Below are 22,840 nucleotides of genomic sequence, written 5' to 3' on the forward strand. Positions count from 1 at the left end.
ATCCATTTACATAAAAACAAAAAAGAGGCTTTCTCTGTGATGAGAAAGCCTCTTTTCAAATGCTATATTTTTGACTGTAGAATTACTTTTTCTTCTTCTTAAAAAGGTTGTTCAACAAGTCCTCTCCAGTTTTCTTCAAGTTCTTTTCTAAACTATCTTTATCAATATCCCCGTCAGCAGCTTGTTTTTGCAAGTCTTTCAAAGCATCCGAAGTTGCTTTTTTCGTTTCATCAGAAATTTGCTTTTTCACTTCACTGGCAATATCACCGTATTCGGGCTTGATCTTTGGATTGTCATACGTACCAGACACTTTAAACTTCACAGAAGAAACTCCTGGTAAATACTGCGAGTAAGATGTACCTTCTAAATTCATTTGAATATTATAGTCGATATCTCCCTCAATCGAATTTGTTCCTGAAATATTGGTTTTAATCCCTGCCACATCTACATCAAATGGATCGACATAAAGTTTTCCATTCTTAATTTCACCTGTTGCATCAATATCTTTGATACTTGGGTCGTTCAACTCTTTTATATTGGTTAGCTCACTTATTGAGTTCAGCGCTTTTACCCCTTTCAGCTGTGCTTGAACTACTTGAAGCCCTCCTTTACCAAACAAGCTTTCATAATTAGGAGAATAGTCTCCGTTTAATAATCCACTAATGTTCATATCTGCGGAAAAGTCTCCTTCAATATTTTTGGCAATTGGAGAAAACTTCTGAACTGTCACAAAAGATTCGTAAGACTTTTTGAAAGACAATTGCTTGATTTTAAAGCTCGCATCAAACAATGGTTTTTCAGTATTTCTTGGATCATACTTTCCATCCATCTGAAAAGCTCCTCCTAAAAGATTGAAGTAGAGTTTTTTCATACTCAACACCCCATCTTTCAGCTCAATTCTTCCTGTGAAATCTTCTAAATCAAGATTGGTATATTTCACAGTCTTTGCCTTTGCTGTTGCTACAAAAGAAATATTTGAAGGTAAAGCTTCTACTTGCATACTCAAGCTGTCTGGAACTTCTTCCGTTGTAGTTTCTTCTTCTGTAGCTACCGTTTCCTCTTCACTCATCCATTCATTCAAATCCAAGACTTGCGATTCTACATTAAGATTACTTTTCAACAGCTCGTCCTTGAGTGCATATCCCATGTAGTTATCAATAAAACCTGTTATCGTCAGATCACTCTTCCCTACATTTCCTTTATAATCTTCTAGTTTAATCTGAGAAGGACTCAATGTAATTTTTGCATGTTCAATTCCAAACCCTTGTGGTAAATCAACACTCTCAAACTTGATTTTACTGGCTTCCATTTTACCAGAAGCCTTCAACTTCTCAAAGCTTTCGTCAGAGACATAACCATCCACTTTCGCATCTAAATCTATATTTCCAGAAAAGCTCATGCTATCCATCGGAAAGACGGTCTGAATCACAGCTAGATCAACAGCACCTTGCATCATAGCCGAATAGGCATCAAGTTGTTTCAAATGGAAACTTCCTTTGATCGGACTTTTTGCCACCTCAAGGCTAAAGTTATTGACATCTACATCGGTATGTTCTGGTACACCATCCTTATTATCTACTTTCAGGTCAACAAAAACCTTTTCCACAGAAGAAGGCAAATCAGGGTAATGGAAATATCCATTGTCCACTTTCAGAGCAAAGTTAAATGCAGGCATATTGTTATCATCCATCACACCTTTAACTTCTCCACCAAACTTCAAATCTCCTGAAGTTTCCAAATCCTTAAAATCAGATTTGTACATCCCCGGAACGATAGATAAAAGGCTTTTGAAAGAGTTATCTTTAGAGCCGAACCTTAAGTCCATCTCAAAACCTGTCTCAGGCATTTCGAACCAACCATCTGCTCCGATACTAAACTCATTTACTTTCAAATAATTTTCTTTGAAAGTCATATGCATCTTATCCAAATCAATATCTAAATTGATATTTGCATCAACGGAAGATTCATTAAAATAGCTTACTCCATCAAAAGTAATCGTTGATTTATCAATTGTCGTTTTAGTCAACATCGAAAAGATATTATCGCTAAAACTACCACCCCCACTATGATTTAGATCGGTTAAAAGCACCTCTACAGGCATGGTAGGGTCTTCATAACGAACAACGCCTTCAGAAATAGACCACTTTTCAATCTTGATACTCGGCCCACTTCCAGTACTCTCTTCTGTTGGCGTCTCTTCTACAGGTACATCTGTAGTTTCTGCCATAATATCATAATTTGCGCTACCGTCTTCGAGTACTTTTACATGCACAGATGGTTTTTCTAAAATGATATGATCAATGACGATTTCATCTCCACTAACCACAGACATCACATCCATACCCAGTGCAAAAGTTTTTATCTCCAAAAGGTTTACACCTTCAAATTTATCTTGACCTTCTATCTTAAAATCTTCCAATAAAACGGAAAGTGAAGGGAAGTCGCGTAAAAGACTTAAGGATATATTTTCTGGCTTCAACTCTATTTTTGCAGTCAGCTGCTTATCTAACTCTTTTTGCAGCATAGCTACAACCTTATCTTTGTACAATAACGGAACAATAAATAAAGTCAGTAAGACGACACAAAAAAGGCCGAAAACAATAAGGAAAACTTTTTTCATAGGTATGATGATTCTTGATTTTAGTTTTGTTTACAACGCCTTTACAAGAAACAACTCCCTAGGCATAATAAAAAGAATCTGTATCAAAGATTAGGTGAATTTTACTTCAAATAGCCATTCATTGGAAGAACTTGGAAAAAAGATATTTTTTTTGAAAAAATTTCTTTCTGTATTTCAATAGGTTAAGCCAAAATGGCCAAAAATAGCCATTTTAGGCTTGGATTAAACTGAAAAGCGTTCTACCTTTGCACAGCAAAACAGAGAGAAACAGCACAGTCTGCTACTGTTTTCCGGTCCTATAGCTCAGTTGGTTAGAGCACCTGACTCATAATCAGGTGGTCCCTGGTTCGAGCCCAGGTGGGACCACTTTAAAGGTTTTTAAAACGCTGTAAATCAAGTATTTACAGCGTTTTTGTTTTTATAGGTCGATCTATAGGTCAATCTTTTTAATTTGTTTTCACCGAAGGTTTTCTAACCTTTGTCTCGCCAAAGGATTCTTCATTAAATGATCATCCACTAATATATCCGCAATATCAATACCTGAATCTTCCTCTGGATAAGGATCAATGAATACTGCATCACAAAACTTAGAAATTTCTTCACACTTTCTAAACCAAGCGTTTCTTGCATTGTCATGAAAGTCGGGTATGACGAAAACTCTTCGGCCTTCTAATACACGACATTTACCAACTGAAAAATTAGATAAACCTCCAGTTGCTAACCAAATCATATTAGGATAGACAATACGTCCTATAATTGCAGTTTTTTCACTCTCAACAATACAGACATCTTGATCTAGGTTGTTTTTAAGCAGGTGCTCACCAAAAAGACAACTTGTGTATCCATCACTATTCTTAAATGGCTGTAGAGGAGGTATAGACTTATTACGATGACCGTTTTTATTATAAAACATCACCTTAGCTTTTCTAACATTATCTTCTACATCAATTTGCCAAAATACAGCTCCGCCATCTTTTGATGAACCTAAGCAATACTCTTCTATTGCATCTGTTATTTTAGATAGTCCAAATACGGTTTCTAGGAATGTGTATAAATTATTCTCTTTTTTTGCTTTACAAATAGGACCAAATTTTTCGTAAGTTATAAACCTAATGGCTACGGGCTTAGCTTCAACTACGGATCTATCATAGACTCTTTCATAACTAGTATCCTTATATTCATCGATGAAATTAGTATCACACGCATGGCAAAAACCATAATCCGTTTCGCCTACATATGGAATAAACTTACCATCACGATTACTTTTACCGCATGGACATTTTTTAGCGATTGAATATCTATTCCCCTTAAAAAAATTCATTGAAAAAGTCACTTAATTACCACTTAATGAAAAAAAACAACATAAACAACTGACTATCAATAGATTAAAATTATGGTAATTAAATTCACTACAAATTTAATTACCAGTAAAACTACACACTCATTATCAGTCACTTACAACACATTATATTAAATATTGGTAATTAAGGACGTGTATAAACACCCCGGGACACTTTTTTTAGTTCCTTACTAGCCCTTTCGCGGATTGTACTTGATCCTATAGCAGAATTTTGTTTCCAAACAAATTCTATTATTTTCTCCATTTTCATAAATTTTTTATCATGAAAAACTAGGTCCCAATCGATTTCTTTATGTTGAGGTTTCCGTCCCCTTTTCTTCGAGTTTTTAATTTTGCGAGAAGCTTTCATAGAAGTAGAGATTAAATAACGTGTTATTTCTGCAGCTGAACTTACGGTTCCTGCACTTATATTTTCTTGAAAAAAATCTCCATTAACTGAAGCTTGAATAGCATGTAATACTAAACACAATCGACCAAAATGTGATTGAAACTTAGAAAACAAAGTTTTAATAAAAGACACATCCTTCCCTTCGTAATTATTATAAATCTGTCTTAAAGTGTCCATAACAGATTTGTATTCTACTTTTGCATCTTCTGACAAATAGAATACAAAGGGTTTCTCATGGTTATAATCTTTAGTCTTAATTAGGTCATTAAACTTCAAAATAGTAGTTTCATACCACTCTATTACTCCATTTTGATCACCTGTAGAATTCCACTCTTTTTGTTTGAAATCAGATGCATCAACAAATAAGAGCCTAAAAAACATTCCAGACTCCATGTGATCTCCTTTACCCAAATTATGTAATACACCAGGTTGTATCCCTCCAATTAGGCTCATATATGGTTTATCAATACGAAGATGATCACTTGACTTTCTATTGATTATAATAGGGGTATGAGAATGTAATGAAAGTAACTTTTCTACATCATCTCCTTTTCTATATTTATTTAAACCATTAAATAAACTCATCACCTCATCCTGAACAGCAAATACACCTTTCTTATTATTAATTAAGACTTCAGCTAAACTCTCAAAAGTAAAATCATTAATAATAGATTGAATCAAATGCGGTTTTTCAAAATTAGAATCTTCTCCAGAGTTCATTTCCAACTCTTTGACTTTCTGTTTATACTCTTCGTATAACCTTCGATCTAGTTCTTGTAAAGGTCTTGTTAGTACTTTGATTACAGGTGTCTTGCCAACACCCGAATACCCAACAAAAGTCAACCAGAGAGATGCCGAATGCCTTATACCTGGCTTCTCTTCAAAAACAAAGTGAGTACCCAATAATGATGAAAAAACTGGAAGTAATCCACTCAATATAAATTGAATAGGAAGCCCCAAAGAATCAGAAACCTTAGTCGAAAAATCTTGATATAACTTAGGGAAAACCTCTATTGGAAATGGTACACCATCATTCAAGGCTTTTACAAACTCTACAGAGTCTTGAGAACCCATAACAATACTAGCCTTAAAACTAAGGCTAGTATTAGAATTTTTCTCACTTTGATTTACTTTACTTACCAAAGCTTCATCAAAAGCAGCTTTAGACAACTTGGAGTTAGACTGTTTACGATTACCCATTACAACCTCCTTCCTTAATTGCGTTAACTACCTCTTCAAAATCATAAAAAAGGCTACCTCCAATTTTATAAGAAGGTATCAATTCGGCCTTAGTCCAGTTGTGAATTGTTTGGCGAGTCTTTCTAAGTCTTTTAGCTAACTCGGCTACAGTTATTAATGAATTAGATAATTCATTTTTTTTCATTGTAAATAATATTTAGATAAAACATAAAAATCCTTCTCACCTTGAAAAGAATATTTTATGTAGTTCTGCCTCCGACAGAAAGGTCAAAAGGGCGCCATGCAACCGAAGTGTAAATGGGGATACAACCTTAGAAATTACTTTAATATTTTATATATTATACTCGCATAATACTATTATTACATCATTTTACAATTTTTTTTGCTCAAACACGGCTTAAATCCTTTTTACCAACTACCTAAATGAATAACTAGTAGATGGCTAACCCAGCACTATAATTAAGGCTTTGATAGCAATTACATTTCTTAAATAATCCATATAACCTATCGAAACTAGATACAAAAATTCATTCTTATAGAAATGTCTAAACAATGCATCATAGACTTAATAATTGATTAGAAACTCACCTCTTTCTACCTCGAATAGAAAACTAATATTTCTTATAAGTCAAACTCATTTCATCCCAAAAAGTAATATATACTCATACTTTATTTTTAGGCAAATGAAAGCGTTGATCAATCTCTAATTCTAACGTTTCGATAAGAAGGCTTGCTTTTAATGCATTTGAACAATGGAGGGACAAGTATATAAATACTATCTTTTTTAAATTTCAAATACAAACTATCTATATTTATTTATAACCATTTCTAAGTGATCATGAAACAGCTACTTTTTACACTACTATTTATTATTGTTAGTATCTATCAGAGCTTGGCACAAGGACGAACAGTTATTACAGAGGTGAATTATCAAGACAGTGTATTTAAAACTGAGCTAAAACTAGACTCAATAGACTTCAAATGTTTCGTGAATTTCTCATGGAAACGGATTGCTTCAATCGCTTACTTCAATGGAAGCAATTTTCTTGAAGGTGCTGATTTTTATAATACTCAATTTGACTCGTTAGTAGACTTCTCGCCATCTTATTTTAATATTGTAGATTTTTCCAAAGTGAAATTTAAGAAAGTTAACTTCTATGATGCTAGATTTGATAATAATGCTTACTTCAAGCAGACTCAATTTCGTTCATCTACCAATTTCGATAACACTAGGTTTGATTCAACTGTAGATTTCTCAAAGTCTCATTTCCTTGATACAGTCACTTTCTCTAATGCCCAATTTTATGATAATGCCACTTTTTTAAACAACCAATTCCACAAAACTTCAAATTACCTTAATAGTCAATTTGGTAAAATCGCCTTATTTAAAGGAACTATTTTCCTTGAAAAAGTAAATTTCCAAGATGCCAAATTTGGTTTATTCGCTGATTTCTCAGGAGTTAACTTTCATGATAAAGTAGATTTTCAGAAAACTATATTTGGCTCAACAGCAAATTTCTATAAAGCTGTATTTAAAGGCGAAACTATATTTGAATACTCAATTCTACCTAATATTATATCATTTAAAAAAGCTAGAACCAGATATATCATTGACCTTAGTCTCACTCGATTAGACAGTGCAAAAACAGAATGTCTAATTGACCTTTCCTATACAAACATTAGTAAATTTAAATTTAACTATAGTCACAATTTCAAACTTTACACATCATTAGATACTTCAACATATGAATTAGGTCTCGAAGAATTAGATCTAGAAAAAAGAGCAACAGAAGTTGAGGCTATGTATGAACAGCTTATGCAAATGCAAAAAAATTATGGATATAATAAAGGCTATGCTAAAGCAGATAAAGAATTACAAGAATATCTATATACTACAAGTGCTCAAATTACTTGGGAAAAGTATGCTTGGTACAACCCTTTAAGATACGGATTATGGGCATGGCACATGGGGTGGAACCTTATCAATAAGTTTTGGTGGGATTATGGTTATAATAAAACTCAAATATTCCTTTGTAGCTTTGTGATCTTTCTTATGTTCTGTACAATCAATACTCTTCTAGCCTGGTATTCAAAAATTGATAGTATTTATCAAGTTGACTCTATAAAACCTCGCTCAAAAAATGATATTACTAATCATAATTACATTTACTACATAAAACAAATCACTCTCTGTTTTTATGATGCTTCGATATATACGGGTCTTATTTTCTTTGGGATAAAAGTAGATACAGAAAAAGTCAACTATGACAATCACATAGGAGCCATCTATCTATATATCCAATATACCATTGGATTAGTTTGTCTTGCTTACATGACAAATGCAATTATTATTGGCCCGAAGATTCTTTAGACTAAAGGCCTAAACGTAGAACCCCCTTACTTATTTTGATTAGATACTCCATTAATAGCTAACGAAATGAATCACACTTTTCTATTATTTAAAACTAAAATGCTAACGAAACTGTAACGTGATCTATTTACAAGCAATCAAAATAAACGGAACGAATGTAAACACTCAACCGCCCCTCAGAAGAGGCAAATAGATAGTCCTTTTTAAGTGAGTTTAAATCCAGATATTATAGGGACTTTTTTCTTGGAGGTATAGATTCTGTTAATATCAAAAACAATAGTTAACCTGACATAAATACGTGACACAAATAGTCATGCTAAAATAAATTACTCGATAAAAAGAGGAAACCAGCCACCTAAAGCCCCCCCTCTTTCTGTACGACTATGGAAGCCCCCCTATTGCTAAAACTATACTTTATTTTTTGTTCTAGCTCTTTGCATTATTTCTTCTAAATTAGACTTTTGAAATTCTTCATCTATTTTAGCCATAAATTCTTCTACTCCTTCACTGGAAGGAAAGGTTACAGCTTTTTCCTTAAGTCGAACTACCACTTTACCTGTTATTTTATCGAAAGTAGTTCTACAATAGTTTGAATAATAGCTTGTCCCCATCAACATTGACTCTCTAAACTTCAAATGACTTATCTCTTTTCTGATTTGTTGCAGTTCTTTCTCTTTGTCTTGCATAATACAGAGATATATGTTGGTTGTATTAATAGAACCTCCAAACAAGAATTATAATTCATTTATTTAAACTATACTTCAATATTTAAAAATGAAAGAACTCTACAGATATATAGGTAAAGATATTACGCTACAAGATTCTATTGGATACAGTTTCACAGACAAGAATTACCACGATTGGGAACTAATTAAAGGAAATGAAATAAATGAATATAAAGACTTTTATTATCAGAAGGCTCTTGGATCATTAGAACCAACTCCAAACCTATTCAAAAGCCTCATCTATTATAAAAATACATACTGGCTTAAGACCATAAATATTCAAGACTCATCAGCTATCATCTCCATTATCTTTTCTCCATATGCCAAACATTCTCAAAAATATGAGTACTTCGAAAGGATCATTAAACTCAGAGAATATGGAACACTACACTTAGAGTTCAAAAAACTTAGACATCAAGCTGGATTAACCCAAGCTGACGTTTGTCGTATAGCAGGTTTAGGCGTCAAGGAAGCTTTAAGTAAATTTGAACATAACGGCTATTCTAGTGAGAAAGGATATAACCCTAGTTTAAAAATTTTTGAGGGGTGGTGTAATGCTATTGGCTGTTATTTAAAACTTAAGAATCCCTCCCCTCATGAATAATCAAACACTAACCAGAAATGGAAGGCTTTGAATACATTATCAGATGCAAACTATTAATTTGTTACTTAAGAGGTACTTGGACCTTTTTACATAATTCTTCATATGATGATACAATACCAGAGATGTAGTCATGCGAACTCGTTCCTAAGTAGAACTTAAACAGCTTTTTAGGGCACAAAGTAATATTTAGGATCTTATCTTCTTTGAAAATGAGAATAGGTAAATCAACCCAACCGATGTATTCCATTTCTTCAGCTTCTGATGCTAGGTTAGGGAAAAGAAAACAGTTGAGTATCTTTTTATCATTATACTCTTGTTCAAAATATTTTTGATAGACAATTTGTTTGGTGACATCTGCAATACCCGGTTGCCCTGTCAATGTTTCTTTTCCTTCAGAAGTAGAGCCTCGTTTTAATGCATAATACTTAGCATCCAGTACCAATAGAAAATCATTCCCTTCATGTAAAATATCGGGTTGATGTTTTCTAGCTTCCTTGATATCGTTGCCATGTGTATCATGCCATACAGGTTTCTCGATTTTGTCTTGAAGAATATGTTGATCTTTGAAAGCCGCTTTGCATGCACTTTCCCAAATGCTATCAAATTTCTTGGTACCAAATAAGCTGAGCAAGTCTTCGCTTTGTTCGGATTGATGGCTGATCAAGAGCTTTATCCGTTTGAGAAGTTGAATACTTCTATCTTGAAAAACCGAATGCAGTTCTCGGTCGATGATATTGAGTAAATAATCATCTTCCCCAAGACGTTCTTTCTCGACATGGTACTTTTCTTCAACCATAACTCCAATCCCCAAAAGGTCTGCATACTTGTCGGCACAATAGGAAACTGCCCATTGGTGGAGCTGTTGGATAATGCTATCTTCCAAACGTTCTTTGTAATGGGTAATAGTATCCACATAATAGGGTTGTCCTTTGTGGAAAATAGGATCAGTTAGTTCAATGGTACGTTCCCAATTGATCTCGCCATCCCCATTATAGACCAAGGTTTCTCTCTGTTCATCCCAAAGTCCATGCGTGATAAAATCGTCTAACAGCCAAGAAGCCGTAGCCGCTTCATTGTATAAATCATGGTCTTCATGCAAGAACTCTTCTCCTTCGAGTTGCAGTAAATAGTTCTTGGCATATTGCTGTAAGGAAGCAATGATAAGTTTTGTGTGTTCAAGCTGTATTTCCTCTTCTGTAGCCCAATTTTGAGCATACTTGGGAAGTACAGATATGATAATATTCTTTGCAGTGATTAAGCCTACGTACTTGAACTTTAGCTTGCCTTTTTCCTTTGCTTCTTGCAAGATACCTTTTGCCATCAGCTGTTGGCAGAGAGCTGAGGGCAAAAGATCATTGAGATCGCTTTTTGAAAAGGACTTTAGTTCGTGGAAAAAATGAATATGATTATTCTTGGTCATTATCCTCCCCCTCTGAATTTGCTTGTGGTGTATCTGTATCTACTTTAGCATCGTTAATGATTTTCTGAATTGGATCTACAAAGATAGCTTGATTAGCATCATAGGCTTTTTGTATGCTAGAGAAAGTTGTCCCACAAACATTAGTGTTGAAGACCATGCTAGGACGATGCCTTGCTACATCATCTTTTAGGTAAAGTAGGAGTTTATATTTGATAGCCTTTTCATCCGATAGCTCTTCTTCTTTGAGAAAGAATGGTCCAATCAATTTGTCTTCTGCGACATTGGAAGCCTGTATCTGTTCATTAATTGCTGTTCTTAACTTGTTCCAATTCACTTTTGTGCCTTGGTATTCGATTTGCCAAGCTTCAATAGCATTCACACCATCATCAATAGAGACAAACTGAGAACTCCAACGTCTCTTGAATGCTGCATCCAATGGGAAAACACCTTGATCGGCAGAGTTCATGGTTGCCCATATATAGAAATTTGATGGTAGTTTTAACAAGCCATTTTCATCCAAAAGTTCTTTTTTTTGACACCATGTTTGTGCCATTGGATCTAGCTCAACACCATATTCACTCGCGCCATTTTTTCGGTCAAGTAATTGGAAAGCTTCCCCAAAAACAGCAGCAGCATTGGCACGATTGATTTCTTCAATAATAAGAAGGTAAGGCTGATCCTTTGCTTTTTCTAGAGCGAGAAGGAATGGACCTGGAACAAATTCATAACCGATTCCGTCTTCCCCTTTTGATACAGGTTTATAGGAACCTACAAATTTGCCATAGGTATAATCTGGATAGAAAGTGATACGAGTGAGGTTTGTGCCGAATTGTTTACTGTCTTTGTTTAGATCGTAGCTTTTTCCTGTACCAGGAGCACCATAAACAAGGCGATTGTGCTTAAAATCTATGTTATTTTTTAGAAGTAAGTATTCACCATTTTTATCTGTGAGTTTGTATAATGGAAATTCTTCCTTAAAATATTTTTTTAGATTGTCAGATACGAGGGTTTTTTCGGGGTTTTCTTGTTCCCATGTTTGATTAAAAAAAATGTTTGTTCCTTCTATACGAACGAAATTAGGAAGTGCGCTATCATTAGGATCTCGTTCTCGAATAAAATCATTAAGTATTCTGTTTGAGTGTTTAATATAACCTTTATTGACCTTTTTACAGGTTTTATCTAATAACTTATCCCATTCTCCATCATAAAAGTATTTGAACACTTTTAAGGCAAATTCATTTATGTTGTCGGATTGTATTAGATTTTCATACTTCTTATTCTGAGGTGGATTGATTGTATTTTCTTCAGCATCTTTTTTAATAGCTTCTATCAAGTCTTCTTTTCCAATAAGGTTTTTTGTGATTCTTGTAACAAGGTCTGAAGATGCTGCGATTAAGTTGCATACACTTAGAATTGGTGCATCATAGAATTCTGTTCTTGATATTACCCTCCCCCCCGTTTTTTTTCCTGTCCACCATTCATATTCTGTTAGGAATTTACGAAGTAGATTTCCATTGTTATCTTTAGGTAATAAGTTGTCAACTTCATTAGGGATAATTTTTTCATCCCTCATTTTGCCTAACTCATCTTGAGTGAAATATTTTTTTAAATTTCCTTGGAAGTAGGTTTCTAATTCCTTCTTGCATTGATTTAATTCATTAATGTATTCCTGACAGAAGGATGCAATTAGGAACCATTGATTAGGAGCAATAATAAATTGTTGATTATCATTTTGATATTTAAAGGTAGTATAACCAAAGGATATTGAAGGGTATATTTTTTTTATTTCAGTTTTAGTAGTGTCACTAAATGAAAATTCTTTGTAATCATTCTCATAGTAGTTTTGTAATTTATTCTTCCAAAATTCTAAGCGTTCTCCTAAATCTAGCATAAAAAAAAAGTCGTATTTTAGTTTAAATCAATTTTAAACCAAAATACGACCTGTATTGCTATTATTCAATTATCATTTGGACTTATCCAACAACTGCTCTTTAATTTCCTTAGCCAAAGCCTTAATCACAGGAACCGAAACAGAATTTCCAAACTGTTTGTAAGCTTGAGTATCCGAAACAGGAATATAAAACTTATCATCATTGGGAGCGTCCCCTTTTGGTCGTAGTCCTTTTGTAGGATCTTCTTCGACAGGGTAGCCCTGTAATTTAGCCGCTTCAATAGGGTGCAGCTTGCGAGGGTTGCGATCTTCTTGGTAAATTAAAGCCTCGCTTCCATCTTTGTAGTAACGAGCCGAAATGGTACTGGTATAAGGCGAATCATCTTTGAAAAGTGAGTAGCCAAAACCGTTTCCATTCGCCTTGTGCTTCTTGATTCTGTTTTTGTGCCCTTCCCAAAGCTTGTCAGAAATGGTATAGATCGCAGCCCTTGCAGATTCTTCCTTTCTGCGTTTCTCTTCCAATCGTATTTCCTTGTCTGTAAAAAGAACGTCACCTACACGAGTGCTGACAGCCACATTGTCTCGTTTGCTGTATTCGTAGAATGGTTCACCATCTTGATCTATACCCCAAGGAAATTTAAACTCACCTTCCTGTACAGGAATAGCATCTTTATACCAAGCAATGATAAAAATACGTTCTCGGTTTTGGGGAACACCAAAATGCTTGCTGTTCAAAACCTCTGCCTGTACATGATAACCCAATGCGTGAAGATGTTCGACAATGGTTTTAAAAGTGTGACCTTTATCATGTCCTTTCAGTCCTTTGACATTTTCAAGAAAGAGCACTTTCGGAGGGGTACCGTTCTCAATCTTGTTCTTGACAATTTGCTCGATGTTGAAAAACAAAGTACCTCTAGTATCTCCAAAACCCTTTTTCAATCCTGCATGTGAAAAAGGTTGACATGGAAAACCGGCACACAATACATCAAATTCAGGAATCTTGTCTAGGTCCTCTTTTTCAGTAACGGTAGTAATATCTTCATTGAAGAGCTTGAATTCGCCTTCACGTTCTTCAAAAACTTCTGGTGAATATCGTTTGTAGTTGTATTCGTATGTCTGTCGGGCAAACTTGTCGATTTCCGAAGCAAAAACGCAGTGTCCATCGATGGAGTGCATCCCAAGATGAAATCCACCAATGCCTGCGAAAAGATCTATAAACTTGAACATTTCCTCTAATCCCTTATCTAATTCGAATACAAAGATAAGGACTTAGACCGTAAATGAATGCTGTTCTGTGCTAATGATTTTTATAGGTTAAATATCAATTATTAAAAAATGTAAACAATGCTATATATAGATTTATTGCTATATATTTATTTTGTAAGTTCACTGTGATTTTATCTAGAAACCCTAAAGCAAACTATACTTTTTAATTTTTTTCAATAGTTGATGGCAAAAAAGACCTTTTCATCAGCTCTTTATAGTAGAAAGCAATTTTTATATGGTCGCAGAACAGGATAAATATGATTTTTTAGTAGCCACCGATTGGAAACCACTAATCCTCAAACTGACCGCATATACACTTAAGTATATGCAGTACAAAAGGATAAACCTCAGAGGAATAGAGTCAGAAGATCTTGTGGGAGAAGCCATCGAAAAAGTCTTTACTGATAAACGAAAATGTCAGTTCAGTGATGAAGAATCCCTATTTGACGAGTTGAAAAGCATTATCCGCAGTATAGTGGACAATACCAATAAGAAGAAAGCAAATCAACTCCGGGCAGATACTAAAGACTTTCATGAGGTTGGGCAATCGGATTTTATAGAAAATGACATCGATGCACAGGAGTTGGACAATGCAATAGCCAAACAGATGCGGGGTGATCCTGAGTTATGTCTTGTTTTCAAAGCTTTGAAAGAAGGCTATAAACCCCGAGAGGTATCTGATGAGTATCATATACCGATTAACAAGGTACAGAATGCTCAAAAAAAGCTGAGGCGGATTGCCGAAAAGCTATTGTCAGAACGGCGACTTAATACAGAAACCAATGGAAAGAAAACATAATAAAAAAGAAGAGCTGAACAACTTCCTAGAAGGATTATTGCCTAGCGATAACCTAGAGGAAGCGATTGAGATTCTGATAAAAGAGGGTAAAAACCCAGAGGCTGTCATACAGCAGGTGATGGGGCGTGTAAATCGCGCAATAAAAAAAGCGCAATCTTTCCCAAAACAGAAGCACCTGGGTGTAAAAGGCATTCAAAAATCAGAGACCTCTAATAAAGGAATAGCAATCATATATAATTATGAAAACAATCAATTTGCTCTAGAAGAAATAGAGCTAACAGAAGAAAAAGAGAGAGTAACAGCAGAAGAAATCTATTCCCTTAGGCTAGCAAAAAAACAACTTGATAACTACGCTAATGCCGTATGGCAAGAGGAGTTACAAGCTTTAAAATACAAGAAATTTCCGCTGAAAGCTCAACTCCGATTCCATTTGGAACAAGAGGATGTTGTAGAATTGAGCTTCTTTGTCAAAGGAACTTTATTAGGAGAAATTCCTATGTCTAGAGCTGAATTTGAGCACTGGATTACACTTGGCTATTGGATGGATGAAAAGCAGTGGTACCCAATAGAGAAAGAGTCTATTGAACAGATCAAAGAGGTCTTAAATATCTTGGATAATGCAGGAGATCAAATTCTACAAAAGGTATTTTGGCTATATGCGAGAAGAAAAAAATATACTTGCTTGTCCTTTGTGCCTGAAGAGATAGAACCAGTAGAACTGCACCAACTTTCTGAAAAACAGCAGAGAGAAAAGCTCTTTACCAAAGAGTTGTATGACTATCAAGAATTTGGTTTGGCTTGGCTCAAAGGCAGGTGTTTGAACTTGGAAGGAGGCATTTTGGGAGATGATATGGGACTCGGAAAAACAGCCCAAGTAATAGCTTTGGTTTGTTGGCTGTTGGAAAGTGGTACTTTAGAGAATCTCTTGATCGTAGTACCGAGTACATTGCTAGAAAACTGGAAAAGGGAATTTCAGTTCTTTGCTCCAAAAGTCAAGACCCATATTCATCATGGAGCATACAGAGGCGGATCCCACAAGCGTTTGAATGAGCAAGATGTCGTCATCACTTCCTATTCGATGATCATCAATGACCAATACCTTTTCAATAAGATAGATTGGGGATTGATTGTATTGGACGAAGCCAGCTTGATCAAAAATCATCATTCAGAAAGGCATATTGCACTCAAAGGTATTTCGGGAGAAGTACGCATTGCGATGACAGGAACACCAGTGGAAAACTCACTCAAAGATTTATGGTCAATTACAGATTTTTCCAACGAAGGCTATTTAGAAAGCTTTGAAGAGTTCAAGAAGACTTATATCCGAAAATCCGTGAATGAAACACTAGAGCAAGATTTAAGTGACTTGAAAAAAAGAGTTGATAAAATCATGCTACGCCGAAAGAAAGAGGATGTATTGGATAATCTTCCAGACCGAATTGATATCCCCCAGGCTTTGAGTTTACAAGCTTTTGAAAGTGAGTGTTACCACCATCGTCGTAACGAAATTTTGAAGAGTAAAGAGAGTAAAGGGAAAATCCTCAAAATGATCATGGATTTGAGGATGTACACCACTCATCCTTTCCTTTTGGATAAAGAAAGACTTCAAAAAGCAAGCTTGAAGGAAATGACCAGCAATTGTCAAAAAATGGAACGTACCCTACAGCTTCTAGATGAAATCAAAGAACGAAAGGAAAAGGTCATCATCTTTACCGAATATCTTGACATGATTGACAAGATGAAAGAACTCTTTGAAGCGAAGTACAAAAAAGAAGTCTTCCATATAGATGGACGAATTGATATACCCGAAAGACAAGGAGCTATAGATAAATTCTCTGCTCAAGAAGGTTTTAGTATGATGGTTTTAAACCCTCGTACAGCAGGAATGGGCTTGAATATCACCTCGGCAAATCATGTCATTCACTATACAAGGCAATGGAATCCTGCCCTAGAAGAACAAGCTTCAGCAAGAGCGTATCGTAACAAGCAGACCAAGGATGTCAATATCTACTATATGTATTATGTAGACACGATTGAAGAGGTTATAGATAAAAGACTCCAAGAAAAAAGGGAGTTATCCGATCAAGTGATCGTACCGATAGAGGAGATGGATATCAATGAGATTTTGAATTTTATAAAAGAATAAAAAGAACACAATAAATATGAAAGAGGAGATTGTAGAAGCAAGTCCATCAAGGTTAACGGATGGGTTAAGAGACATGGGGTACACATTCAATACCTCAGGGGCAGATATAGCCGATAACAGTATTGCAGCAGAGGCAAGTAAGCTACATATAAGGGCTACTTTAGATTATGCTGATGAGGTTTCTATTATGTTTGCCGATAATGGCTATGGCATGATTGAGGCTGATTTGAGGAATGCAATGTTATACGGTTCAAAAAAGAGAGCTAGTCCTAAATCACTTGGAAAATTTGGGTTAGGATTAAAAACGGCTTCCACCGCAATATGTAGACGCTTGACAGTAGTTTCTAGAGTAGATGGTATTTACAGCATTAGACAGTGGGATTTAGACTTGATAGCAGAACGAAACGAATGGGTACTATTGACACCTGAATTGGAAGATTATGAAGAAGCTATAGAACTATTGAATCAAGTTTCTGATGAAAATGGAGATGGTACAGTAGTGATTTGGGAGAAAGTAGATCGCTTGTTTACGACTGCTCCTCGAAATAGTATAAAGACCCATCTCCGAAATTCAATGCTTGAATTAGGAGAACACTTGTCGGGCGTATTCTATAACTTTCTGGAAAGAGAAAATGAATACCCAGATGTAAATATTACAATTGAGTTTGAAGACGAATTACATGACATTCAGCCTTGGGATCCATTTTGTAGGTGGTTGGAAGGAGTTGAACCTCATCCAAACGACCCTATACCTGTAAAAAAAGGAGAAGGACTTTGGGAAGAAAGAATAGGTGAATTTGAGCTACATGCCTATATACTGCCGAATAAAAATCAGATGAGCAAAGATACTCAAGATAAAATTAGGTATGGTCATGACAATCAAGGTTTTCATATTTTTAGAGAGGGACGAATGATTTATTCAGGCGGATGGCCAAATAGACTGTTTGTCAAGGAGCCTCACTTAAATCTCTTAAGGGTAGAGCTGTCTTTTGACCATAGACTAGATGACTATTTCCAAATTGATGTAAGGAAATCTCGTTTTACCATTCCTGCAGAAATAAGAAGTAAAATCAAAGAAGTGTTAGCGGCAGTAAGGAATGAAGCGAATAGCAGATATAGAAAAGGGAGTACAAGCAAAGAAAGTCAGTCAAACCTTGACAAGGCTCATGAAGAATCTGGTAAAGCTATAGATAAGCAGTATGAGGACAGTATTAATTCAGAAGTAACAGAAGCTGATGAATCGACACAAACTGCAACCATTGTCAATGGTAGAGGTCATGAAGAAGTAACTATTAAGATACCCATTAATCATGAGGAAGATAGATTGGTGAATCATGTAGATTCTCTTGATAACGGGGTCTTATGGTGTCCAGCGTTAATTGAAGGAAACCGACACGCAGTCCTTTTGAATAAGACACATGAATTTTATAAAAAATGTTATTTACCAATTCAAGGAAACAAAAATGCTGTAAAGGCAATGGATATGGTCTTTTGGGCTTTGGCTGAAGGTGAACTATCAACAGTAAATAATAAGGATAAGCGTATTCAAGAAGATTACCGTATACAAGCTTCTCGTATCTTGAGAAATATGTCTGATGAACTGCCAGAACCACCAGAGACTTCTGAAAATGCAGAATAAGGAATTTGCGCAGAATCTTATTTCCCAAGTATGGTGGAACGCTTGGGAAATGAGTTTCACGGAAAATACAATTCTTCTTCGTGATAATAAACTACCCCAAAGACAAGGATTTACCATTCTAATTGAGGCAAGATCTTGTTCGCTGACAGCTATATTTAGCTTTGAAAGTGCCTCATTAAATTTGTTGGAAGTAGTCAATAAATCCATTGAAGAGAATAGAGCTTTGTTACAAGCGATCTTGCACAAAGATCAGACAGTCAGGCTAAGTTTAGAACGTTTAGCAGTTCAAGAGAACTTTCAAGATAAACAGCATTTTTCACAAGACTTCAAGTTAATCATTAGAAAGACTGTTGAGGCATATACTGAAAAGAGCCTGTTAAGCTTTATAGATCTATTGAAAACTTTGGTGCTAATTGTTTTTCCCTATAAGCAGGAAGTCGGAGCTATCACAGAAGGGAGGCAAGTGGAGGTAGCACTTTCTAGATATGAACGCAGTGCTAAAAATAGAGCAATAGCACTCTCCGTTCACGGCTATCGTTGTAAAGCTTGTGACCTTCAAATGGATGAAAAATACGGAGCAATCGCTCATAACTTAATCCATGTACACCATATTATCCCTGTTTCGGAAGGCGAAAGGATATTCGATCCTTTAGTGGACTTAGTACCGCTTTGCCCAAATTGCCATACAATCGCCCATCAGCAAGAACCACCTTTATTACCTAAACAAATTAGAGAACTAATACAGAAAGAACATGGAATACAGATTCAATAAATACGACTTTAAAAGATACTTGCTTGAAAATATGCCCGGAGCAAGAATAGATGAATTGATCTTTTGGAAAAATAATATTCCTGTTCCATTAGATCTTGTTTATAGAATCTTTGAAGAAAGAAATGCTCTTGTAAGACTCTATCTTGATCATTTATCAGCTATCCTGTTTTATTGGAAATCTCAAACAAATGAAGATGTGGCGATAGGAATAGCTAGTCAGCCTTGTAAAAAAAAGGATGATGAAGTAGGAGGAATATCAAATATTCTAGCACGTTATTTTGAAGATCAAGAAATACGAGGAACGATCAACAATATTCGGGAGGTATTGGGACAATCTAGTTATAAACCAGAACTTGAGGGAATTCTAAAGGCACTTAGACACGATGGTAAAAAATATAAGAGAATATACTTTCCGCTTTCTGTAAAAAAGAAACTCGTGGAGTATAGCCCTGAATTGGTTAAGGTTGTAGGCGTAAGTAATAATGATATGTTTGGTAATGTTGTAGCCGATCATTTGAAAATATATCGTAGTGGTTTCTCTGACGGGTTTTACAGTATATTCAATAAATTACTAGACTTTCAGATCTTATTCCAAACAGAAGGCTCATTAGAAGAAGTAAAGAATACCGAGATGTCAATGGACTTACCAGACTTAGGCTGTGATATACCTAAAAACGCTTCTATTCTGTTCAATGAAGAAGATTCAACAGTCGCTTGGGAACCGATTTATGATCAAAACAGAATCAAAAGTCAGCTTTGTCTCAAACACGACTTTATCTCCCATTATAAAAATGACCCTGAAGCATTAAACGCAATCGCTCAATTGGCACAAGCCTATTCGGAAATTGAAATGAAAACCTTCAAGAAAAAGGACAAACGTTTTATGGAAGATATCCGATCAGACATTTCAAGGCAATTGAGAATCTATGTAGAGGAATTAATGGGCTAGTCCATTATTTCCTATATGATCGGTTCTTTTCGGGAGATTTTGATAAATCTTATTTTGGTTTTGCTTCATGCTTTTTAAAGTGTGTGGAAGAATACTAAATCTTGGTAAACTGATACAAATAGTTTAACTTCAATACTATTCTAAAAAACTAAGTTAACATGTTTCAGATACTACTTTTTATTGGGGTGATCACAGGGATGATAGGTTTTGCTTACCCTTTGATATTACAGGTAATTACCCGTTTAGATGACAAATATTCTTCGACCCATGTAGTTAGTTTATTTGATCGAGAAAAGGAAAGAAACATTTTCATGTGGTCTTTTTATGTAGCTCTGGTATTAGCAGGATTTTGGACTTTCCATGATCATAACCCTAGTATCAAGGAAGGTGCATTTCATATTGAAGTATCTACAAATGGAATTATAGAAGGGACTCTAAAGGCTAAGGAAGTGAGTCATAATACTATTGGCTGGCTATTGGATGTGTCTATAATAATTGCGGTGGTATTTTTGGTAGTGGCTTTCTTTATGATGGTCAAGCGGATACATGTTTATTATACTCCAATCAAACTAGTAGAGTATCTATTCGAAAAGCATAAGAAATATCATCATGAAAAAAGGAAACAAGGAAAGGAAAGTAATCTAGAATATTTTAAGGCATTATCTGATATTTTTATTCATTCTATTCAAAAGAAAAACCGTCCGCTATCGGATTGGTTGATGAAAAACTTTAACGAGGAATTTGATAGAGAGAGGATGAATCAAGAAGAGAATGATTGGGGCACTGTTTTTCCAGATGTTTACCATGAACTAATCTACCAGATTATAGAAGAATTAATTGTGTTGAAGGATAGGAAACTCCTTCAATTAGAAAAGTATACTTCGGGGTCTATATGGCTTTTAAGAGTTGGCTTGTATCGGGAACCTAGAATTTCAAGTAATACATTTACTCATCTATGGAAAAATATAAGCTTAGCCGTAGAAGAAAAAAGGGATGACTTGGTGATGCACCATTGGATATTAGCATCTGAGTATATGAAGTATCAGCTTGAAGAATTATTAGAGGGGGAATGGGATCGGAAGAAACAAGATGATCAGATCAATAAAAAACAAGCTGAAGAAAGAAATAGACGAAGAAGTTACTTTTTACAATTCCATTATGCTTTAGGTGGTTTGTTATTGTATCAAAAGCGTTATGACTGCCTAAGACGAATGTTTGATTATACGACTAGTGAGCCTCGTGAATATCCCTTACTACCGAATTCTATAGATGATATATTCGATTGGTATATGAAGGATAGAGAGGTGTTATTTTATGATGAAATGTTTGTTCATAGGAACTTTCCTTTTCCTAGTATGGAAGGTGTAAAAGCCGATGGAGTTGTAGGTAAATGGGTTTCTCGTTATATAGCATTACTGTTTTTGAGACAATATACCTTGAAAACTACCCCTCATATGACAACAAAAGCTCCATTAGAAAATCTAACATTACCTTATGGCAAGAGACTATTGAAAGTATGGTTAGATGGATTAGACTTTTTTAAGGATATGCTATCGGAAAATCTAGAGGATAAAGAACTGTTTAAAGCTTTAGATTGGAGTCATTCAGATAAGCAATGGTATATAGATAACAAACGGGATTATCCTCTTAAGTATATTGATAATTTGGAAACTCTACTCAAGGATCCAGAGAAGAATCATGTAAGAAATGTGCCTCTAGATAATGAAAAATTGCAATCATTCTATGGTTCAACGAAAGAAAATATTGAATATGTTTATAAGTATTTTGAAGAAATAAGCAATAAGTCTGAGATAACAGAGAATTATCAATCGTATTTTTTTGAGGAAATAAAAAGGAAAGTTTTCGAAAGAGAATCTTATTTACCAGAGAGTACTACGCATTATATGTATAGGGATTCTATCTTAGGAAATTGGATAGCTAAAGACTTTTATGAGGAAATAGTAAAGTCATTTGTTTCTAACATAAGCGAATCTTATTTGATCAAAAAGGCAGATTTTGATCTAGTATTTGCTCGATTAAATATCGATTCAGAATATATGATAATTTCTTTTGGAGTTGATTTTTCATGTGATATGGCTTCTGATGAGGGGGAATTATTTTATCGTATAGCTAATAAATGGCTTGAAAAAAATGGAGTAGGAAAGCCAATTAAATTAACCTCTGAAAGAGGTTTAGAAAATTCTATTTTGATTCTTAAAAAATCAGATTTACCTCAGATCATCGCATATGAGATAGATGATAAGTATAAAGACTATAACCTCAAGTGTCTTGATGAAACCTATCATATTTATGCTTCTATATTAGATCTTCAAAAGACTTCAAAAGACTTCAAAAAAAAGGTAGGTCAGTTTGATGGACATATGGACTTAGATTTATCCGTACTCCAAAGTATCTTTTTAAATACAGAAATTCGTTGGAAGAAAAATATAGATATGATACAAATTAAGGTATATGAAGAGTATTTAGAAGGAGAAGTTCCTAATAAAGTAAATGATGTATTGCCTTTAAAGAAACTAAAACCTAAGTATGAAACATCTTATTCAATACACAATGCATTTATGGATGAAGAAATCGTCCAAAAACAAGTTTTCGATGATATTAATGAAGATGTTCAACCAATTGTGTCAGATTGAAGGTATTGTTCTACACTCACTTTCTGCAATACCTCC

Annotated in this window: 16 protein-coding genes and 1 tRNA gene; 9 read left to right on the top strand and 8 right to left on the bottom strand. The window is 34.9% G+C overall.

Annotated elements, in window-relative coordinates:
* Positions 1-82: 82 nt before the first annotated feature.
* On the bottom strand, positions 83-2,620 hold the full coding sequence (locus BC781_RS08355) for an AsmA family protein (protein ID WP_109616787.1): 2,538 nt from the start codon (positions 2,618-2,620) through the stop codon (positions 83-85).
* A 292-nt stretch (positions 2,621-2,912) separates the two neighbouring features.
* On the opposite strand from BC781_RS08355, the gene BC781_RS08360 reads away from it, so the two are divergent.
* A tRNA-Ile gene (locus BC781_RS08360) sits at positions 2,913-2,986 on the top strand.
* A gap of 91 nt (positions 2,987-3,077) precedes the next feature.
* Here the strand turns inward: BC781_RS08360 and BC781_RS08365 are convergent.
* From BC781_RS08365 to BC781_RS08375, 3 genes are all read right to left on the bottom strand, one after another.
* Positions 3,078-3,941 (bottom strand): DUF6371 domain-containing protein, encoded by an 864-nt coding sequence (locus BC781_RS08365; RefSeq protein WP_109616788.1) that lies wholly within the window; start codon positions 3,939-3,941, stop codon positions 3,078-3,080.
* Positions 3,942-4,104: 163 nt separating this feature from the next.
* A complete protein-coding gene (locus BC781_RS08370; RefSeq protein ID WP_109616789.1) occupies positions 4,105-5,568 on the bottom strand; it encodes a DUF3987 domain-containing protein in 1,464 nt (487 codons plus the stop codon).
* Complete coding sequence (locus BC781_RS08375; RefSeq protein WP_109616790.1) at positions 5,561-5,752, bottom strand: helix-turn-helix domain-containing protein; 192 nt, start codon at positions 5,750-5,752, stop codon at positions 5,561-5,563. The genes BC781_RS08370 and BC781_RS08375 overlap by 8 nt, the downstream gene beginning before the upstream one ends.
* Positions 5,753-6,406: 654 nt before the next feature.
* Here BC781_RS08375 and BC781_RS08380 point away from each other — a divergent pair.
* A complete protein-coding gene (locus BC781_RS08380; protein ID WP_109616791.1) occupies positions 6,407-7,939 on the top strand; it encodes a pentapeptide repeat-containing protein in 1,533 nt (510 codons plus the stop codon).
* Between the two features lie 407 nt (positions 7,940-8,346).
* Here the strand turns inward: BC781_RS08380 and BC781_RS08385 are convergent, their stop codons facing one another.
* Positions 8,347-8,625 (bottom strand): hypothetical protein, encoded by a 279-nt coding sequence (locus BC781_RS08385; protein WP_109616792.1) that lies wholly within the window; start codon positions 8,623-8,625, stop codon positions 8,347-8,349.
* 88 nt (positions 8,626-8,713) lie between these two features.
* Here BC781_RS08385 and BC781_RS08390 point away from each other — a divergent pair, with 88 nt between their 5' ends.
* Positions 8,714-9,268, top strand: coding sequence for a helix-turn-helix domain-containing protein (locus BC781_RS08390; protein WP_109616793.1), 555 nt, complete (start codon positions 8,714-8,716; stop codon positions 9,266-9,268).
* Positions 9,269-9,329: 61 nt separating this feature from the next.
* On the opposite strand, the gene BC781_RS08395 is transcribed toward BC781_RS08390, so the two are convergent.
* From BC781_RS08395 to dcm, 3 genes are all read right to left on the bottom strand, one after another.
* On the bottom strand, positions 9,330-10,589 hold the full coding sequence (locus tag BC781_RS08395; RefSeq protein ID WP_158281423.1) for an LlaJI family restriction endonuclease: 1,260 nt from the start codon (positions 10,587-10,589) through the stop codon (positions 9,330-9,332).
* 85 nt (positions 10,590-10,674) lie between these two features.
* A complete protein-coding gene (locus tag BC781_RS08400) occupies positions 10,675-12,579 on the bottom strand; it encodes an AAA family ATPase (protein WP_109616795.1) in 1,905 nt (634 codons plus the stop codon).
* Between the two features lie 72 nt (positions 12,580-12,651).
* Positions 12,652-13,806 carry a DNA (cytosine-5-)-methyltransferase gene (gene dcm, locus BC781_RS08405; protein WP_109616796.1) on the bottom strand — a complete coding sequence of 385 codons (1,155 nt, stop codon included), beginning with the start codon at positions 13,804-13,806 and terminating at the stop codon, positions 12,652-12,654.
* A gap of 274 nt (positions 13,807-14,080) precedes the next feature.
* Here dcm and BC781_RS08410 point away from each other — a divergent pair, with 274 nt between their 5' ends.
* The 6 genes from BC781_RS08410 to BC781_RS08435 all read left to right on the top strand — a co-directional run bounded on the left by BC781_RS08410 (position 14,081) and on the right by BC781_RS08435 (position 22,804).
* Positions 14,081-14,644, top strand: a complete 564-nt coding sequence (locus BC781_RS08410) for a sigma-70 RNA polymerase sigma factor region 4 domain-containing protein (protein ID WP_109616797.1) — start codon at positions 14,081-14,083, stop codon at positions 14,642-14,644.
* Positions 14,628-16,790, top strand: a complete 2,163-nt coding sequence (locus tag BC781_RS08415; RefSeq protein WP_109616798.1) for a DEAD/DEAH box helicase — start codon at positions 14,628-14,630, stop codon at positions 16,788-16,790. Before BC781_RS08410 ends, BC781_RS08415 begins: the two co-directional genes overlap by 17 nt.
* A 16-nt stretch (positions 16,791-16,806) precedes the next feature.
* Entirely contained in the window at positions 16,807-18,429 is a 1,623-nt protein-coding gene (locus BC781_RS08420) for an ATP-binding protein (RefSeq protein WP_109616799.1), read from the top strand.
* Positions 18,419-19,201, top strand: a complete 783-nt coding sequence (locus BC781_RS08425; RefSeq protein WP_158281424.1) for an HNH endonuclease — start codon at positions 18,419-18,421, stop codon at positions 19,199-19,201. The genes BC781_RS08420 and BC781_RS08425 overlap by 11 nt, the downstream gene beginning before the upstream one ends.
* Positions 19,182-20,150 carry a hypothetical protein gene (locus tag BC781_RS08430; RefSeq protein WP_109616801.1) on the top strand — a complete coding sequence of 323 codons (969 nt, stop codon included), beginning with the start codon at positions 19,182-19,184 and terminating at the stop codon, positions 20,148-20,150. Before BC781_RS08425 ends, BC781_RS08430 begins: the two co-directional genes overlap by 20 nt.
* 158 nt (positions 20,151-20,308) lie before the next feature.
* Complete coding sequence (locus BC781_RS08435; RefSeq protein ID WP_109616802.1) at positions 20,309-22,804, top strand: hypothetical protein; 2,496 nt, start codon at positions 20,309-20,311, stop codon at positions 22,802-22,804.
* The last annotated feature ends 36 nt before the right edge of the window (positions 22,805-22,840 follow it).

The organism is Sediminitomix flava, assembly GCF_003149185.1.
GTDB classification, from domain to species: Bacteria; Bacteroidota; Bacteroidia; order Cytophagales; family Flammeovirgaceae; genus Sediminitomix; species Sediminitomix flava.

Bases quoted from the DNA above. Each gene is read 5' to 3' on its own strand.
- BC781_RS08355 (WP_109616787.1), bottom strand. From the start codon at position 2,620: ATGAAAAAAGTTTTCCTTATTGTTTTCGGCCTTTTTTGTGTCGTCTTA.
- BC781_RS08365 (WP_109616788.1), bottom strand. From the start codon at position 3,941: ATGAATTTTTTTAAGGGGAATAGATATTCAATCGCTAAAAAATGTCCA.
- BC781_RS08370 (WP_109616789.1), bottom strand. From the start codon at position 5,568: ATGGGTAATCGTAAACAGTCTAACTCCAAGTTGTCTAAAGCTGCTTTT.
- BC781_RS08375 (WP_109616790.1), bottom strand. From the start codon at position 5,752: ATGAAAAAAAATGAATTATCTAATTCATTAATAACTGTAGCCGAGTTA.
- BC781_RS08380 (WP_109616791.1), top strand. From the start codon at position 6,407: ATGAAACAGCTACTTTTTACACTACTATTTATTATTGTTAGTATCTAT.
- BC781_RS08385 (WP_109616792.1), bottom strand. From the start codon at position 8,625: ATGCAAGACAAAGAGAAAGAACTGCAACAAATCAGAAAAGAGATAAGT.
- BC781_RS08390 (WP_109616793.1), top strand. From the start codon at position 8,714: ATGAAAGAACTCTACAGATATATAGGTAAAGATATTACGCTACAAGAT.
- BC781_RS08395 (WP_158281423.1), bottom strand. From the start codon at position 10,589: ATGGCAAAAGGTATCTTGCAAGAAGCAAAGGAAAAAGGCAAGCTAAAG.
- BC781_RS08400 (WP_109616795.1), bottom strand. From the start codon at position 12,579: ATGCTAGATTTAGGAGAACGCTTAGAATTTTGGAAGAATAAATTACAA.
- dcm (WP_109616796.1), bottom strand. From the start codon at position 13,806: ATGTTCAAGTTTATAGATCTTTTCGCAGGCATTGGTGGATTTCATCTT.
- BC781_RS08410 (WP_109616797.1), top strand. From the start codon at position 14,081: ATGGTCGCAGAACAGGATAAATATGATTTTTTAGTAGCCACCGATTGG.
- BC781_RS08415 (WP_109616798.1), top strand. From the start codon at position 14,628: ATGGAAAGAAAACATAATAAAAAAGAAGAGCTGAACAACTTCCTAGAA.
- BC781_RS08420 (WP_109616799.1), top strand. From the start codon at position 16,807: ATGAAAGAGGAGATTGTAGAAGCAAGTCCATCAAGGTTAACGGATGGG.
- BC781_RS08425 (WP_158281424.1), top strand. From the start codon at position 18,419: ATGCAGAATAAGGAATTTGCGCAGAATCTTATTTCCCAAGTATGGTGG.
- BC781_RS08430 (WP_109616801.1), top strand. From the start codon at position 19,182: ATGGAATACAGATTCAATAAATACGACTTTAAAAGATACTTGCTTGAA.
- BC781_RS08435 (WP_109616802.1), top strand. From the start codon at position 20,309: ATGTTTCAGATACTACTTTTTATTGGGGTGATCACAGGGATGATAGGT.